This window comes from Streptomyces sp. NPDC005281 (assembly GCF_040607495.1).
Lineage (GTDB): Bacteria > Actinomycetota > Actinomycetes > Streptomycetales > Streptomycetaceae > Streptomyces.
In genome coordinates this window covers 169,879-187,149 of sequence record NZ_JBEXGX010000003.1, presented here as the reverse complement: position 1 = coordinate 187,149, position 17,271 = coordinate 169,879, and the positions used below count along the sequence as shown (strand labels likewise).

Annotated in this window: 13 protein-coding genes and 1 tRNA gene; 12 read left to right on the top strand and 2 right to left on the bottom strand. The window is 68.6% G+C overall.

The genetic code is table 11. The annotated features are described in order from the left end of the window. The first annotated feature begins 196 nt into the window (after nt 1–196). From dnaA to ABZV42_RS05945, 11 genes are all read left to right on the top strand, one after another. Complete coding sequence (dnaA, locus tag ABZV42_RS05995) at nt 197–2,173, top strand: chromosomal replication initiator protein DnaA (protein WP_355981758.1); 1,977 nt, start codon at nt 197–199, stop codon at nt 2,171–2,173. Nucleotides 2,174–3,288: 1,115 nt separating this feature from the next. Further along, nucleotides 3,289–4,419 carry a DNA polymerase III subunit beta gene (gene dnaN / locus ABZV42_RS05990; protein ID WP_356050983.1) on the top strand — a complete coding sequence of 377 codons (1,131 nt, stop codon included), beginning with the start codon at nt 3,289–3,291 and terminating at the stop codon, nt 4,417–4,419. Between the two features lie 189 nt (nt 4,420–4,608). Continuing rightward, nucleotides 4,609–5,484, top strand: a complete 876-nt coding sequence (gene gnd / locus ABZV42_RS05985) for a phosphogluconate dehydrogenase (NAD(+)-dependent, decarboxylating) (RefSeq protein ID WP_355981762.1) — start codon at nt 4,609–4,611, stop codon at nt 5,482–5,484. Nucleotides 5,485–5,626: 142 nt separating this feature from the next. Further along, nucleotides 5,627–6,751: a DNA replication/repair protein RecF gene (gene recF / locus ABZV42_RS05980; protein WP_356050982.1), complete on the top strand. Its 1,125-nt coding sequence runs from the start codon at nt 5,627–5,629 to the stop codon at nt 6,749–6,751. Next, entirely contained in the window at nt 6,748–7,323 is a 576-nt protein-coding gene (locus ABZV42_RS05975) for a DciA family protein (protein WP_355981765.1), read from the top strand. The genes recF and ABZV42_RS05975 overlap by 4 nt, the downstream gene beginning before the upstream one ends. Nucleotides 7,324–8,008: 685 nt before the next feature. Next, the gene (gyrB, locus tag ABZV42_RS05970) at nt 8,009–10,072 is read left to right on the top strand and encodes a DNA topoisomerase (ATP-hydrolyzing) subunit B (RefSeq protein ID WP_356050981.1); all 2,064 of its coding nucleotides are present in this window, start codon (nt 8,009–8,011) and stop codon (nt 10,070–10,072) included. A gap of 42 nt (nt 10,073–10,114) precedes the next feature. After that, entirely contained in the window at nt 10,115–12,706 is a 2,592-nt protein-coding gene (gene gyrA / locus ABZV42_RS05965) for a DNA gyrase subunit A (RefSeq protein ID WP_356050980.1), read from the top strand. An 18-nt stretch (nt 12,707–12,724) separates the two neighbouring features. Then, nucleotides 12,725–13,432 (top strand): DUF3566 domain-containing protein, encoded by a 708-nt coding sequence (locus ABZV42_RS05960; protein ID WP_355981771.1) that lies wholly within the window; start codon nt 12,725–12,727, stop codon nt 13,430–13,432. Nucleotides 13,433–13,533: 101 nt separating this feature from the next. Continuing rightward, nucleotides 13,534–13,610 (top strand) — tRNA-Ile (locus tag ABZV42_RS05955). A gap of 72 nt (nt 13,611–13,682) precedes the next feature. Continuing rightward, on the top strand, nt 13,683–13,850 hold the full coding sequence (locus ABZV42_RS05950; protein WP_355981773.1) for a hypothetical protein: 168 nt from the start codon (nt 13,683–13,685) through the stop codon (nt 13,848–13,850). A 147-nt stretch (nt 13,851–13,997) separates the two neighbouring features. After that, the gene (locus ABZV42_RS05945; protein WP_355981775.1) at nt 13,998–14,360 is read left to right on the top strand and encodes a hypothetical protein; all 363 of its coding nucleotides are present in this window, start codon (nt 13,998–14,000) and stop codon (nt 14,358–14,360) included. 140 nt (nt 14,361–14,500) lie between these two features. On the opposite strand, the gene ABZV42_RS05940 is transcribed toward ABZV42_RS05945, so the two are convergent. Next, nucleotides 14,501–15,724, bottom strand: coding sequence for an FUSC family protein (locus ABZV42_RS05940; RefSeq protein WP_356050979.1), 1,224 nt, complete (start codon nt 15,722–15,724; stop codon nt 14,501–14,503). Nucleotides 15,725–16,353: 629 nt separating this feature from the next. Continuing rightward, nucleotides 16,354–16,776 (bottom strand): DUF6344 domain-containing protein, encoded by a 423-nt coding sequence (locus ABZV42_RS05935; RefSeq protein WP_356050978.1) that lies wholly within the window; start codon nt 16,774–16,776, stop codon nt 16,354–16,356. 327 nt (nt 16,777–17,103) lie between these two features. On the opposite strand from ABZV42_RS05935, the gene ABZV42_RS05930 reads away from it, so the two are divergent. Further along, nucleotides 17,104–17,232, top strand: coding sequence for a DLW-39 family protein (locus ABZV42_RS05930; RefSeq protein WP_003999697.1), 129 nt, complete (start codon nt 17,104–17,106; stop codon nt 17,230–17,232). Nucleotides 17,233–17,271 lie beyond the last annotated feature (39 nt).

The following is a 17,271-nucleotide window of genomic DNA, read 5'->3' as shown; positions in this document are numbered from 1 at the left end:
ACCCCCGACGGGGGACACTATCCACAGGCTGGGGACAACAACTTGAACCGCACGGGTCGCCCTGACTACCGTGGCTGAACTCCGATTCGTTCCCACCCCGCCGCCCCAGCGGCTTTGTTCCCCCGCCCCAAGCGACTGACTTCCCAACCTGTTCCCAGAACCACACGTTCGTGGGACCCGTGAGAGAGCGTGCCCCGTGGCTGACGTACCTGCCGATCTTGCCGCAGTGTGGCCACGCGTACTGGAACAACTTCTGGGCGAGGGCCGCGGGCAGGGTGTCGAGGTGAAGGACGAGCACTGGATCAAGCGCTGCCAGCCCCTGGCGCTGGTCGCGGACACCGCTCTGCTCGCCGTCCCCAACGAATTCGCCAAGAACGTACTGGAAGGCCGTCTCGCCCCGATCGTCAGCGAGACCCTGAGCCGCGAGTGCGGCCGCCCCATCCGTATCGCCATCACCGTCGACGACTCCGCGGGCGAGCCTTCCATGCCCGCCCCGCCCCGCTACGAGGAGCCCGAGCTGCCCGCCGGGCCCGGCCAGGGCCGTGACCCCTACGAGAACCAGGGCCGCGACGACCGGGGCACGTACGACGGCGGCGGGTACGACGGCGCCCAGCCCAGGGACGACCGCGGTGGCTACGAGAGCCAGGGCCGGGACGACCGTGGATCGTACGAGCCGCAGGGCCGCGACGACCGATCTCCCTACGCCTCCCGTCGCGACGGGTACGAGGGCTACGGCCGCCACCGCGCCGACGACCACCGCGGCGGGCGCGCCGAACCACTGCCCGGCGCCCCGGGCGACCAGCTGCCGACCGCACGTCCCGCGTACCCGGACTACCAGCGTCCGGAGCCGGGCGCCTGGCCCCGCCACTCCCAGGACGACTACGGCTGGCAGCAGCAGCGCCTCGGCTTCCCCGAGCGGGACCCGTACGCCTCGCCGCCGCAGGACTACCGGCCCCAGCCGGTGGAACGCTCGCCCTACGAGCAGCGCCAGGACTACGACCAGCGCTCCGACCGCCGTGATCCGAACGACCACTCCGACAACGGCCCGGGACGCAGGGGCGGCCCCTCCCTGCCGTCCGCGGGCGGTGCCCCCGGCCCGAAGTCCTCGCAGCCCGCGCCGGCGTCGGGTCCCGCTGAGCCCACCGCGCGGCTGAACCCGAAGTACCTCTTCGACACGTTCGTGATCGGCGCCTCGAACCGCTTCGCGCACGCCGCCGCCGTGGCCGTCGCCGAGGCGCCGGCGAAGGCGTACAACCCCCTCTTCATCTACGGGGAGTCGGGACTCGGCAAGACGCACCTGCTGCACGCGATCGGGCACTACGCCCGCAGCCTCTACCCGGGCACCCGGGTGCGGTACGTGAGCTCGGAGGAGTTCACCAACGAGTTCATCAACTCCATCCGCGACGGCAAGGGCGACAGCTTCCGCAAGCGGTACCGGGAGATGGACATCCTGCTCGTCGACGACATCCAGTTCCTCGCGGACAAGGAGTCGACGCAGGAGGAGTTCTTCCACACGTTCAACACCCTGCACAACGCGAACAAGCAGATCGTGCTGTCCAGCGACCGGCCGCCCAAGCAGCTGGTCACCCTGGAGGACCGGCTGCGCAACCGTTTCGAGTGGGGTCTGATCACCGACGTCCAGCCACCCGAGCTGGAGACCCGTATCGCCATCCTGCGCAAGAAGGCGGTCCAGGAGCAGCTGAACGCCCCGCCGGAGGTGCTGGAGTTCATCGCGTCCCGGATCTCGCGCAACATCCGCGAGCTGGAGGGCGCGCTGATCCGGGTGACGGCCTTCGCGTCGCTCAACCGGCAGCCGGTGGACCTCGGTCTGACGGAGATCGTCCTCAAGGACCTGATCCCCGGCGGCGAGGACTCGGCCCCCGAGATCACCGCGACCGCGATCATGGCGGCGACCGCCGACTACTTCGGGCTCACGGTGGACGATCTGTGCGGGTCCTCGCGCAGCCGCGTCCTGGTGACGGCACGGCAGATCGCCATGTACCTGTGCCGTGAGCTCACCGATCTGTCGCTGCCGAAGATCGGCGCGCAGTTCGGCGGTCGCGACCACACGACCGTGATGCACGCCGACCGCAAGATCCGCGCGCTGATGGCCGAGCGCCGCTCCATCTACAACCAGGTCACCGAACTCACGAACCGCATCAAGAACGGCTGACGGAGGCCGGCGCCGACCAGCGGCCGTACCCGTCCGAGGGCGCCCCGGGACACCTCCCGGGGCGCCCTTCGCCGTTCCCGGCCACGCGTTCCCGCCGACGCGCTCAGCCGCGTCCTTCGAGCGGTCCGGACGCGTCCGAGGCCTCCCACCGACGCACCAGGTGAGGTCCGCGGCCGCACTCTGCGAGGTTCGAAAGCCGCCCCTGCTGAGGTCCGGAGACGCCCTCCGCCGGCTTAGGAGCCGCGTCTTGAGGGCTTGGGACCCGCGTCTTGAGGGCTTCGCGACCGCCTTCCGGGAGTTCGCGCCCCGTTTTCGGCGCTACCGACCCGACACCTGCTGTTCGAATCCGGGCCGGGTTACGGCCACTCTCCACAGATGTGGTGACTTTTTTCCGTCCACACCCTGGGGACTGAGAAGTTGTCCAGATCGTTTCCACAGGCAGCACTGTTGAAAGACCATCAGACCAGGTCAACCGCCTGTGGATTCGTGGACAAACACTCTCCACAGGCTGTGGACAAAGAAAAGATCCACAGCCTGTGGGCGAAGTTGTCCACCGGCGGCCCACAGACCTGGGTCGATTGTCCCCAGCGATCGCTGGCTTCTCCACACCTCTGTCCACTGTTCGGCAACCCACCGAGCCATCTCACCGCGTCGAGTGAAAGGCGTCACATCAAGGTGCCGGGTTGGGCTGTGGGGAACCCGGGCAAAGCTGGGGACGAAGCTGGGGAGAAGTCGCCCTCAGCTGTGGACCGAGTGTGCAGAACTTTTCGTCGTCCACAGATACCCCTGGTTGTCCACCGCCTCCACCCACAGGACCGGTGGACAAAAAACCGCCTCTGAGCTGCGAAAACGGGGTTATCCACGGTTTCCACAGGCCCTACTACTAAGACCAACTAGAGAGAGCTTGAGAACCGTTTCGAAGTGGGGGCTGTGCACAACTTGCTCTCGGACGCTCGACTGCCGCCCGGTACGACTTGACCCCGAGGGGCAACGACTGTCAGCGCGGTGCGTCAGACTGGTCCCCGGTGTCCTTCCCCTCAGCGGTGGAACGACACCGAGTCAGACGACGAAGGCCAGCAGGGCGAGAGCGCCGGCAACAGACGGAGGCGGCAACGGTGAAGATCCGGGTGGAACGCGACGTACTCGCGGAGGCAGTGGCCTGGGCGGCACGCAGCCTCCCGGCCCGTCCGCCGGCTCCTGTCCTCGCCGGCCTCCTGCTGAAGGCCGAGGAGGGCGCACTGAGCCTCTCCAGCTTCGACTACGAGGTCTCGGCACGGGTCTCCGTGGACGCGGAGATCGACGAGGAGGGCACGGTCCTCGTGTCCGGCCGTCTCCTCGCGGACATCTGCCGCGCACTCCCCAACCGGCCGGTGGAGATTTCCACAGACGGTGTACGGGCGACCGTGGTCTGCGGCTCCTCGCGGTTCACACTCCACACCCTGCCTGTGGAGGAGTACCCGGCACTGCCCCAGATGCCGTCGGCGACCGGCACCGTCCCCGGTGAGGTCTTCGCCTCCGCCGCCGCCCAGGTGGCCATCGCCGCCGGGCGCGACGACACCCTCCCCGTGCTCACCGGCGTGCGCATCGAGATCGAGGGCGACAAGGTCACCCTGGCGTCCACCGACCGCTACCGCTTCGCGGTCCGCGAGTTCCTGTGGAAGCCGGAGAACCCGGAGGCGTCCGCGGTCGCCCTGGTGCCCGCCAAGACGCTCCTGGACACCGCCAAGGCCCTCACGGGCGGCGACAGCGTGATCCTGGCCCTGTCCGGCTCCGGCGCGGGCGAGGGCCTGATCGGCTTCGAGGGCGCCGGGCGTCGTACGACCACCCGTCTGCTCGAAGGCGACCTCCCGAAGTACCGCTCGCTGTTCCCGACGGAGTTCAACTCCATCGCCGTCATCGAGACCGCCCCCTTCGTGGAGGCCGTCAAGCGCGTGGCCCTGGTCGCCGAACGCAACACCCCCGTGCGGCTGAGCTTCGAGCAGGGCGTGCTGATCCTGGAGGCCGGTTCCAGCGACGACGCACAGGCTGTGGAAAGGGTCGACGCCAAGCTGGAGGGCGACGACGTCTCGATCGCCTTCAACCCGACGTTCCTGCTCGACGGCCTGAGCGCCATCGACTCGCCGGTGGCCCAGCTCTCCTTCACGACGTCCACGAAGCCGGCGCTGCTCAGCGGCAGGCCCGCCATGGACGCCGAGGCGGACGAGGCCTACAAGTACTTGATCATGCCGGTGCGCCTGTCCGGCTGACCCCGGAGCTCGCCGGTCCCCGGGGCCGGCGAGCGCACCGAGGGCTGGGCATGCGTTTGAGCGGTTGTGCCCACAGATGTGCGTGAGTTCCACCCGTGCCCGAAAGGCGTGGGTGGTACCCCCCGGTTTAGGCTCGGACCAGGTACGAGAGTGCCCTCACGCCACGTCGCAACCCCTAAGGAACAACTGATGGAGCTCGGTCTCGTCGGCCTCGGCAAGATGGGCGGCAACATGCGCGAGCGGATCCGCCGCGCAGGTCACACCGTCATCGGATACGACCGCACCCCGGACCTCGCCGATGTCCACAGCCTCGAAGAACTTGTGGGCAAGCTCAAGGGCCCGCGCGTGGTGTGGGTGATGGTCCCCGCGGGCGCCGCCACCCAGTCCACCATCGACGAGCTGGCCGCCCTGCTGGAGCCGGGCGACGTCGTCGTGGACGGCGGCAACTCGCGCTGGACGGACGACGAGAAGCACGCCGTCGAGCTGGGCATCAAGGGCATCGGCTTCGTCGACTGCGGTGTCTCCGGCGGGGTCTGGGGCCTGGAGAACGGCTACGCGCTCATGTACGGCGGCCACGCCGAGCATGTCGCCAGGGCGCAGCCGATCTTCGACGCGCTCAAGCCCGAGGGCGACTTCGGAGCGGTGCACGCCGGCAAGGTCGGCGCCGGCCACTTCGCGAAGATGGTCCACAACGGCATCGAGTACGCCATGATGCAGGCCTACGCCGAGGGCTGGGAGCTGCTCGAGAAGGTCGACTCCGTCACGGACGTGCGCGAGGTCTTCCGTTCCTGGCAGGAGGGCACGGTCATCCGCTCCTGGCTGCTCGACCTCGCCGTCAACGCGCTGGACGAGGACGAGCACCTGGAGAAGCTCAGGGGCTTCGCGCAGGACTCGGGCGAGGGCCGGTGGACCGTGGAGGCCGCCATCGACCACGCGGTGCCGCTTCCCGCGATCACCGCGTCGCTCTTCGCCCGCTTCGCGTCGCGGCAGGACGACTCGCCGCAGATGAAGATGATCGCGGCGCTGCGCAACCAGTTCGGCGGCCACGCCGTCGAGAAGGCCTGATCGACGCCCCGGGGTCTTCGCACTCCGGGGTGACCCGGTTGTCCACAGCCGGGGAACAGCCTGGGGACCGGGTCCGCCCGGACCCCGGGAGAGAAACCCGCAACACCCGAAACACCACGCTGGGGGAGGTCGGCGAACGACCATGCACGTCACGCATCTGTCGCTGGCCGACTACCGCTCGTACGCCCGGGTCGAAGTCCCGCTCGACCCGGGCGTCACCGCGTTCGTGGGCCCCAACGGGCAGGGCAAGACCAACCTGGTCGAGGCCGTCGGCTATCTCGCGACCCTCGGCAGCCACCGGGTCTCCTCGGACGCGCCGCTCGTCCGCATGGGCGCCGACCGGGCGATCATCCGGGCCAATGTCCGCCAGGGAGAGCGCCAGCAGCTCATCGAGCTCGAGCTGAACCCCGGAAAGGCGAACCGCGCCCGCATCAACAGGTCCTCCCAGGTCAGACCCCGTGACGTTCTCGGCATCATCCGAACGGTCCTGTTCGCGCCCGAGGACCTCGCCCTGGTCAAGGGCGACCCAGGGGAGCGGCGCCGGTTCCTCGACGAGCTGATCACCGCCCGCTCCCCGCGCATGGCGGGCGTCCGGTCCGACTACGACCGGGTGCTCAAGCAGCGCAACACCCTCCTGAAGTCGGCCGCGCTGGCCCGCCGTCACGGCGGCCGCACCATGGACCTGTCCACGCTCGACGTGTGGGACCAGCACCTCGCGCGTGTGGGAGCCGAGCTGATGGCCCAGCGGCTCGACCTGGTCGCCGCGATCCAGCCGCTGGCCGACAAGGCCTACGAGCAGCTGGCGCCCGGGGGCGGGCCCGTCGCCCTGGAGTACAAGGCGTCCTCGCCCGGCATCGTCGGCCATGCCCGTGATGAGCTCTACGCACAGCTGATGGCCGCCATGGAAGAGGCCCGCAAGCCCGAGATCGAGCGCGGCGTGACCCTCGTGGGGCCCCACCGGGACGACCTGCTCCTCAAGCTGGGCCAGCTGCCGGCCAAGGGATACGCCTCGCACGGCGAGTGCTGGTCGTACGCGCTCGCCCTGCGCCTCGCCTCGTACGACCTGCTCAAGGCGGAGGGCAACGAACCGGTGCTGATCCTGGACGACGTCTTCGCGGAGCTGGACAGCCGCAGGCGCGAGCGCCTCGCGGAGTTGGTCGCCCACGGCGAGCAGGTGCTCGTGACGGCCGCCGTGGACGACGACGTACCGGATGTTCTGGCCGGGACGCGGTACGCCGTGTCCGAAGGCACGGTGGAGCGGCTATGACGGAGAACACATCGGGAACGGGTGCCGAGGGCTCGTCCGGTCCCGCGTCCGGCAAGAAGACCCCGGAGCCGTCCGGCGTCGACCTCGCGCGCGTGGCGCTGCGCGCCGCGAAGGAGCAGGCACGCGCGCGGGGGGACGCGGCGCAGCAGAAGAAGCAGGCGCGCCGCGGTGGTGGCCTGCGCTCCGGTTCCGGCGCCGACGGACGTGACCCCATGGCGCTCGGCTCCGCGATCAACCGGCTGCTCACCGAACGCGGCTGGGAGACCCCGGCCGCGGTGGGCGGCGTCATGGGCCGCTGGCCGCAGATCGTCGGCGAGGACCTGGCCAAGCACTGCGTTCCGCTGCGCTACGACGACGACCCGGCCGAGCGGGTGCTGACGGTGCAGTGCGACTCGACCGCCTGGGCGACCCAGCTGCGCCTGCTGGCACCGCAGCTGGTCGCGCGGCTGAACCAGGACCTAGGTCACGGCACGGTGCGCCTGCTCAAGGTCCAGGGGCCGACGGGCCCCCCGCGCCGGTACGGGCCGCTGCGCGCGCCCGGCAGTACGGGTCCCGGCGACACCTACGGCTGACCCGCCGACGCCGGTCCGGTTCGGCGGTGCATCCGCGCGGACGCCGCTCAGCCGCTGGTGATGGATCAATTCCGGCCGTCGTCCACGGCTGAGCCGGACCGTTCCGCGCCCGGGTCCGGGGTACCTGCCGGTGCCGTAGTGCCTCGGCGGCGGCCGATCGCCGCGCGTCCGGGCCCCTCACCGATCCCGCCCGTGTGTGAGCCCCTGTTCCACCGGGGCCCCGGTGGTCGTCGCCCGTGGGACGTGCCGCCCTGCGCCACTCCCTGCCCGAGGTTCCGTGCAGGCGTCCATGTCTGCTGGTCAGAGGCGTATCAAGAGCTGCCCGAAGCCGGCCTCGGGCACCCGGTGGAGCCCCGCTCGGCGGGCTCCGGCCGACCGTCGGGGGCGCCCGCGCGCGGCGGTCGGCGGCGGCCCGGCACGTCGGTAGCCGAGGGTTGACACTCGGAAGGGCTGAGTGCCGCTGTAAGCCTCTTTGGGCCCGGGTCCACATATGGGGAGTCGGACGAGACCGGTTCAGGGCGGCACATGCGGACTCAGGTACCGGCAAACCCCCATCACTGTCGGCGCTACCGGTAGACTGGGAGCTAATCCCGCCCCACTAGTGGGACGCACCGAGCAACGCTGACCAAGGCTTACCACCGCAACACGCCGCAGCCGTTCCGGCCACCCGCCGGGAGTTCGGCTTGTGCTGTGCCAGAAAGGGCGCTTCGTGGCCGATTCCGGCAACCCCAACGAGAACATCCCGTCCACCGACGCCGGCGTGAACGGCGAGGTCACATCCTCGTACGACGCCAGTGCCATCACCGTCCTCGAGGGTCTGGACGCGGTCCGCAAGCGACCTGGCATGTACATCGGCTCGACCGGTGAGCGTGGACTGCACCACCTTGTGTACGAGGTGGTGGACAACTCGGTCGACGAGGCGCTGGCAGGTCACGCGGACACGATCGAGATCACGATCCTCCCGGACGGTGGCGTGCGCGTCATCGACAACGGCCGCGGCATCCCGGTGGGCATCGTCGCCTCCGAGGGCAAGCCGGCCCTCGAGGTCGTGCTGACCGTGCTGCACGCGGGCGGCAAGTTCGGCGGCGGCGGCTACGCGGTCTCCGGCGGTCTGCACGGTGTCGGCGTCTCCGTCGTGAACGCCCTGTCGAGCAAGATCGCCGTCGAGGTCAAGACCGACGGCCACCGGTGGACGCAGGACTACAAGCTGGGCGTCCCGACGGCCCCGATTGTGAAGCACGAGGCCACGAACGAGACCGGCACATCGGTCACCTTCTGGGCCGACGGCGACATCTTCGAGACCACGGAGTACTCCTTCGAGACACTCTCGCGGCGCTTCCAGGAGATGGCGTTCCTCAACAAGGGTCTGACGATCCAGCTCACCGACGAGCGGGAGTCGGCGAAGGCCACCTCCGGGGCGGACGAGGCGGGCGCCGACGAGAAGGCCGAGGTCAAGGCCGTCACGTACCACTACGAAGGCGGCATCGTCGACTTCGTGAAGTACCTCAACTCCCGCAAGGGAGAAGCGGTGCACCCCACCGTCATCGACCTTGAGGCGGAGGACAAGGACAGGAGCCTGTCCCTCGAGGTCGCGATGCAGTGGAACAGCGGCTACAGCGAGGGCGTGTACTCGTTCGCCAACATCATCCACACCCACGAGGGCGGTACGCACGAGGAGGGCTTCCGTGCGGCGCTGACCTCGCTCATCAACAAGTACGCGCGCGACAAGAAGCTGCTGCGCGAGAAGGACGACAACCTCACGGGCGACGACATCCGCGAGGGTCTGACCGCGATCATCTCGGTCAAGCTGAGCGAGCCCCAGTTCGAGGGCCAGACCAAGACCAAGCTGGGCAACACGGAGGCCAAGACCTTCGTCCAGAAGGCGGTCTACGAGCACCTCAACGACTGGCTGGACCGCAACCCGAACGAAGCCGCGGACATCATCCGCAAGTCCATCCAGGCGGCCACCGCGCGCGTGGCGGCCCGCAAGGCGCGTGACCTCACCCGCCGCAAGGGCCTCCTGGAGTCGGCGTCCCTGCCGGGCAAGCTCTCCGACTGCCAGTCGAACGATCCCATCAAGTGCGAGATCTTCATCGTCGAGGGTGACTCCGCCGGCGGCTCGGCCAAGTCCGGCCGCAACCCGCAGTACCAGGCGATTCTCCCGATCCGGGGAAAGATTCTCAACGTCGAGAAGGCGCGGATCGACAAGATCCTGCAGAACCAGGAGATCCAGGCACTGATCTCCGCCTTCGGCACCGGAGTCCACGAGGACTTCGACATCGCGAAGCTCCGCTATCACAAGATCATTCTGATGGCGGACGCCGACGTCGACGGCCAGCACATCAACACCCTGCTGCTGACCTTCCTGTTCCGCTTCATGCGGCCGCTGGTCGAGGCCGGGCACGTGTTCCTGTCCCGCCCGCCGCTCTACAAGATCAAGTGGGGCCGGGACGACTTCGAGTACGCGTACTCGGACCGCGAGCGCGACGCCCTCATCGAGATCGGCCGCCAGGCCGGCAAGCGCGTCCGTGAGGACTCGATCCAGCGCTTCAAGGGTCTCGGTGAGATGAACGCCGAGGAACTGCGCATCACGACCATGGACCAGGAGCACCGCGTGCTCGGCCAGGTCACGCTCGACGACGCCGCCCAGGCCGACGACCTGTTCTCGGTCCTCATGGGCGAGGACGTCGAGGCGCGCCGCGCGTTCATCCAGCGCAACGCCAAGGACGTCCGCTTCCTCGACATCTGAGTCGGTCTCAGCTGACCGCGTCAGAAAGGATCTTCACCAGCAATGACCGACCAGAACGCTCCGAGCACTCCTGAAGACGGCGAGATCGTCCTGCGTATCGAGCCCGTCGGGCTCGAGACCGAGATGCAGCGCTCGTACCTCGACTACGCGATGTCCGTCATCGTGTCGCGCGCCCTGCCCGACGTGCGAGACGGTCTCAAGCCCGTCCACCGCCGTGTCCTGTACGCCATGTACGACGGCGGCTACCGGCCCGAGAAGGGCTTCTACAAGTGCGCCCGCGTCGTCGGCGACGTCATGGGCACCTACCACCCGCACGGCGACTCCTCGATCTACGACGCGCTGGTCCGCCTCGCGCAGCCGTGGTCGATGCGCATGCCGCTGGTGGACTCGAACGGCAACTTCGGCTCTCCCGGCAACGACCCGGCCGCCGCCATGCGGTACACCGAGTGCAAGCTGAAGCCGCTGTCCATGGAGATGGTCCGCGACATCGACGAGGACACCGTCGACTTCACGGACAACTACGACGGCCGCAACCAGGAGCCGACGGTCCTGCCGGCCCGCTTCCCGAACCTGCTGATCAACGGCTCGGCGGGCATCGCGGTCGGTATGGCCACCAACATTCCGCCGCACAACCTGCGCGAGGTCGCGGCCGGCGCCCAGTGGTACCTGGAGAACCCCGAGGCCTCCCACGAGGAGCTTCTGGACGCGCTGATCGAGCGGATCAAGGGTCCCGATTTCCCGAGTGGCGCACTGGTCGTGGGCCGCAAGGGCATCGAGGAGGCGTACCGCACGGGCCGTGGCTCCATCACGATGCGCGCGGTCGTCGACGTCGAGGAGATCCAGAACCGCCAGTGCCTGGTGGTCACCGAACTCCCCTACCAGACCAACCCGGACAACCTCGCCCAGAAGATCGCCGACCTGGTCAAGGACGGCAAGGTCGGCGGCATCGCGGACGTCCGGGACGAGACCAGCTCGCGTACCGGCCAGCGCCTCGTGATCGTGCTCAAGAGGGATGCGGTCGCCAAGGTCGTCCTGAACAACCTCTACAAGCACACCGACCTTCAGACGAACTTCGGCGCGAACATGCTGGCGCTCGTCGACGGCGTGCCGCGCACCCTCTCCCTGGACGCGTTCATCCGCCACTGGGTGACGCACCAGATCGAGGTCATCGTCCGCCGTACGAAGTTCCGGCTGCGCAAGGCCGAGGAGCGCGCGCACATCCTGCGCGGCCTCCTGAAGGCCCTGGACGCCATCGACGAGGTCATCGCGCTCATCCGGCGCAGTGACACCGTGGAGATCGCGCGAGAGGGCCTGATGGGCCTCCTGGAGATCGACGAGATCCAGGCCAACGCGATCCTCGAGATGCAGCTCCGCCGGCTGGCCGCCCTGGAGCGTCAGAAGATCATCCAGGAGCACGACGAGCTCCAGGCCAAGATCCGCGAGTACAACGAGATCCTCGCCTCGCCGGTGCGTCAGCGCGGCATCATCAGCGAGGAGCTCGCCGCGATCGTCGATAAGTTCGGCGACGACCGCCGCTCCAAGCTGGTGCCCTTCGACGGTGACATGTCCATCGAGGACCTGATCGCCGAAGAGGACATCGTCGTCACCATCACGCGCGGCGGCTACATCAAGCGCACCAAGACCGAGGACTACCGCTCGCAGAAGCGCGGCGGCAAGGGTGTCCGCGGCGCGAAGCTGAAGCAGGACGACATCGTCGACCACTTCTTCGTGTCGACGACGCACCACTGGCTGCTGTTCTTCACGAACAAGGGCCGGGTCTACCGCGCGAAGGCCTACGAACTCCCGGACGCAGGCCGTGACGCGCGTGGCCAGCACGTCGCCAACCTGCTGGCCTTCCAGCCGGACGAGGCGATCGCCGAGATCCTCGCGATCCGCGACTACGAGGCGGCGCCCTACCTGGTGCTGGCCACCAAGGGCGGACTGGTCAAGAAGACACCGCTCAAGGATTACGATTCGCCCCGTTCCGGCGGTGTCATCGCGATCAACCTGCGCGAGACGGAGGACGGATCCGACGACGAACTGATCGGAGCCGAGCTCGTATCCGCCGAGGACGATCTGCTTCTGATCAGCAAGAAGGCCCAGTCGATCAGGTTCACCGCGACGGATGACGCTTTGCGACCGATGGGCCGTGCGACCTCGGGTGTGAAGGGGATGAGCTTCCGCGAGAGCGACGAGCTTCTCTCGATGAATGTTGTTCGACCCGGTACGTTCGTGTTCACTGCCACAGACGGTGGGTACGCGAAGCGGACCGCCGTCGACGAGTACCGCGTCCAGGGTCGCGGCGGCCTCGGTATCAAGGCCGCCAAGATCGTCGAGGACCGCGGTTCTCTCGTCGGCGCGCTGGTGGTCGAGGAGACCGACGAGATCCTCGCCATCACACTGTCCGGTGGTGTGATTCGTACGCGAGTCAACGAGGTCAGGGAGACGGGCCGTGACACCATGGGCGTCCAACTGATCAACCTGGGCAAGCGCGATGCCGTGGTCGGCATCGCTCGTAACGCCGAGGCCGGCCGTGAGGCGGAGGAGGTCGACGGCGACGATGCCGTGGACGAGACCGCCGAAGGCGTCGAGGCCGTCGGTACGGAAGAGGGCGAGCCGTCCTCGGCCGAGTAGCGCGAGGAGTGAGTCGTCGTGAGTGGAGCCACGGGCGCCGGATCGACCGGTACGGAAACGGACGGCGGCCGTGGCACCGCCATGGAGGGGACTGACTCCCATGACTCTCATGGATCCCAGGGGGGAACTGTGACGGACACCCGAGGCCAGCAGGCCCAGCAGCACGCGGGCGGGCAGGCGGCCCCGGTCGCTCCGGGCGCCCCGCCCGTGGCGCCGGCGGCGGCATCGCCGCTGCCGGGCGAGCGGCAGGGGCAGCAGCCCGCACAGCCGTATCACCCGCCGCAGGCGTACCCGGCGCAGCAGCAGCCCGCGGGCGCCGTCCGCCGGCCGCGCACGGGCGCGCGCACGACGCCGCGTGTGCGCAAGGCGCGGCTGCGGGTGGCCAAGGCCGACCCGTGGTCGGTGATGAAGGTCAGCTTCCTGCTCTCCATCGCGCTCGGCATCTGCACGATCGTGGCGGCCGCGGTGTTGTGGATGGTCATGGACGCGATGGGCGTCTTCTCGACGGTCGGCGGCACGATCTCCGAGGCGACCGGTTCGAACGAGGCCAACGGTTTCGACCTCCAGTCGTTCCTCTCGCTCCCGCACGTCCTGATGTTCACGTCGGTCATCGCGGTCATCGACGTGGTCCTCGCGACCGCACTGGCGACCCTCGGGGCGTTCATCTACAACCTCTCCGCAGGCTTCGTCGGCGGAGTGGAACTGACCCTCGCAGAGGACGAGTGAGGGCGCGTCCAAACGCCCTCCGACTATCGATTTTGGGACTGGCCGCGTCGTGCGCTAATCTTCAGAGGTCAGCGCGCGGGACACACTCCGCAAAGCGCGGCGGGGCTATAGCTCAGTTGGTTAGAGCGCATCCCTGATAAGGATGAGGCCACAGGTTCAAATCCTGTTAGCCCCACCAGTACGAAGGCCCCCGGTCCACACGGACCGGGGGCCTTTGACATCTACGGCTGACATCGACCCAAGAGACGCGATGACCGATCCCGACGACGTCGACCCCCGTTACGACGACCCCTACGAACGCGGGAAACTCGATCGGGCCTCCTGCGGCAGGATCTTCATGGGCGGATGCCTCCTCGTGGTGCTCGCGTCGATTGTGATGCTGGGGGGGTTCGTGGCGGCGATGGGTACCCAGCGCTGACCGATGAGTGGATCTTCGAGCAGCACGGGAAGGCGACATGGCTGCATGAGCGAGGGGCGAAGGACAGGCGGCTTGACGGCAGCGCTCCGCGCCGCCGAGTCGGAGTCATGGTCTTGCAGAGCTTTCGCAGGCAGGCAGCTTGCGCCGATGGCAGGCCAGGAAGAAGTCGCGCCGGCCCTTGAACGGCTGCTGTTGGACCCGCACGACACTGGTGTCACGCAAGAAACGGCCGAGGCGCTGCTGCAACGACGGGATCTTGTCGGTCTGCGTATCGTGCTTGCGGCGCTGTCACGGGCTGAGGAGTGGTCGACTGCTGACCAGCTCGACGGCGAGGTGTTCAACCATCAAAGCTGGATGATCGCCGATGGTCGGCGGGACCGGTTCGTGCAGCAACTCGAAACGCTTGCAGCCGACGAGGATGCCGGCGTGCGCGAGGAGGCTGTGCGGTTCCTCCGGAGCGGCCCAGAAGCGGTAGCACCTACGCCTCTCAAGAGGAAACCGGTCGGCTGACATCAGGGGCTGACACCAACAAGCGTGAACAGTGGCGATCGGCGCCGGAATCTCAGCGAACGACTGCTCAAGGCAAGAAGCCGGTTGACACAGACCCTCGGCACCTTGTGATCGACCCTGATAGGGATGAGGCCACAGGTTCAAATCCTGTTGGCCCCACCAGTACGAAGGCCCTCGACCGGTTCAGGTCGGGGGTCTTCGTCGTCATCGGGGTGGCGGGCCGCCGGCGTCAGACCGGTCGCCGTGGTGCCCTGGAGGCGCGCTTGGTGAGTGTCTGCCAGCAGCAGTGCGAGCAGGCCGATCCCCACCCCGCACAGCGTCCACAGCACCCGGTAGCCCTCGGCCGCCTGGTCGGAGGGCCCCGGAAGGTCCACCAGGACGAGAGCTCCGGCGGCGATGGCCGCGGTGCGGTACGTACGGCTCCAGAAGCGGATCCCCGCCCCGTGCGCGAACAGGACGAGCGCCACCACCTCCAGGCCGCGTTCGACCGCGAACAGCCTGATTCCGTGTTCACCCGGCGGCACCGACAGCAGCAGCGTGGCGACGGCGGCGCCGATCAGCGCTCCCGTGAGCCGTTGCGCGCCGACGACCGTCGCCTGCTCCAGGCTCGGCTTCATCGCGATCACGGCCACGACCGGGATCCAGCTTCCGTGCGGCAGATCAAGTCCGTACGCGAGCGCGACGGTGCCGGCGACGACCAGGGCGCGGATCACCGCGAACCGGATCAGTGGCGGGGCCGGCTTCCTCCGGCGCGTGTTCCCGTGAAGCTCTTGGAAGGGCTGGGACCGGCCCGTGCGCCCATGGACCAGCCGGCGCAGGAACGTCACCAGGATCCACAGTGCCGCCCCCGCGGTCCAGGCGAGCACCTGGGCCCAGGTCTGGCTGCTGACGCGGTCCGAATCGCTGAGGCCGGACTCCAGCGCGATCGCGACGACGAACCAGGTGTCGAGAAGCGCGGCGTCGGCGAATCCGCGGGCCCAGAAGACGGCCGCCAGTCCGCTCGCCAGCATGACCACGAACGAGGCGAGCGCGAGCGGGACCCAGGCGTCCGCCCCGATGCCGAAGGCCGACGCGGTCACCCCGGCTCCGAACAGCGCGAGAACAGCGAGGTCGAAGGCGCGGTGCCGGTGGTCGCCGCCTGGATCGGCCAGGGCCGCGAACAGCAGCCCGACGAGCGCGCTGAGCAGGTACTGCTCGTACCCGATCGCCCAGAAGACGAACAGCGGCACCAACGCGACATCCAGGAACAGCACCCCTCGCGGCCAGTCGAGCCCGGCGGGGTTGCGCTCGAACACCTTCGACAGCCAGTCCCCGGCCTTCCCCGTGTGAACGGGCTCTGCTGCTCGACTGCTCCCACCGGCCATGACCGCCGCCTCACTTGAATGCCAGATGTGTCGGTTTAGTGGTGAATTCTCTGATTCCTTCGTGCGTGGGGCCGGGGCGACCCGCCGTGAAGTCGCCGAGGAGAGGGCCGCACGCCCACCGGTCGGCCGCCGCGGGTTCTCCGGCCCGCGCACGCAACGTCGAAGGCCCGGCGACTCTTCCGAGTCGCCGGGCCTGTGCCCTGGGTGCTTTGTACGCAAGTTCGCCGCTACGTCAGGGTGTCTGTGAGGGGGGTACGGGCCACGAGTTACGGGCCAGGGGTTGCGGGCCACGCGTCACGGAATGCGCGACGGGGCGTGGAGGGGCGGGGACAGTGAGGGACCGGGAGCGGCTGGAGGCCGTGGGTCCGGAGAGAGGCAGGGGCCTAGGACCGCGGACTCATGGAGCGAGCGGCCGGGGCGTGCGGTGGTGGCCGGGGGCGGTGTCCCGTGCTTTTCCGCCCGTCGCCGGTACCGACTTCTCGTAACTGCTTCCCGTCTGCCGCGGCGTCTGCCGCGGTGTTCGTCCTGCTGTCCGGCCTACGCCTTGCGGCGTCTGTCCGGCATCAGCCCGGCGCCTGTCCGGGTGCTGGGGATCGGCGCCTGTCGTGGCGCCCGGAGCGGAGCCCGGCTCAGCGCTGGAGCTGCGCCACGGGCGTGAGGGCCCCCAGGAGCTCCGTGCCGGTCGCCGTGAGGTCCTCCGGGCCGGAACAGGTGCCGGGTTCCGCCAGGCCTTCCGGGCTGCCGAGAGCGGCGGGGTCCGCCGAGTCCTCGTCCGCCGGTGTGCGGTGGCGGCAGCTCGGCGAGGAGCCGTGCGCCTCGGCCCGGATGCGTTGCTTCATCGTTGGGGGCAGGGCCCGATTGTGGGACCAGGTCCAGGAGGCCAGGGCCGGAGCGATCGCCTGGGCGGCCACCGAGGTCTCGGTGTTGCGGGCCCGGCCGGCCTGCGGTACCGCGGCCACCGCGGTGGTGGTGACGAGTCCGAGCGTCGTGCACAGCGCCAGGAAGGCGGTGACGATCGCGCTCCACAGCTTCATGACCTTGTTCTGGGTCACGGCCCCTCACTTTCGGGTCGGGCGATTTGCGTACTTTCCTCATGATGTGTATGCAGACCGCGAAGTGGTGGACCTACGCTCGTGGCGCGTTGATGTTCAGATGAACACCACCCGGATGGCCTCAAGTGACCGGAAGAGTCCGTAGATGCGCATAAAAGTCGCTTTCTGTGACGTGTGATCACCATGAGATCGGAGCGGCTGCGTCCCGTCCTATCGCTGTGCTCGGGGCCGTAGTTGAGGGCCGATCCAGGTCACCGATCGATATCGGTCGGTGTGTATAGTCGGGCGCCAGAAGTCCCCTACGTCAACGAAGGACGAGGTCGCGCGGTGAAGAAGCTTCTCCTGGTCGCACTGGCCGCCATCGGCGGGCTCCTCGTGTACCGCCAGATCCAGGCGGATCGCGCCGAGCAGGATCTGTGGACGGAGGCGACCGACTCCGTGCCCACGGGTTCGTGAGGATCGACAACAGTCTCGGAGCAGACCCCGGCCGCCTCG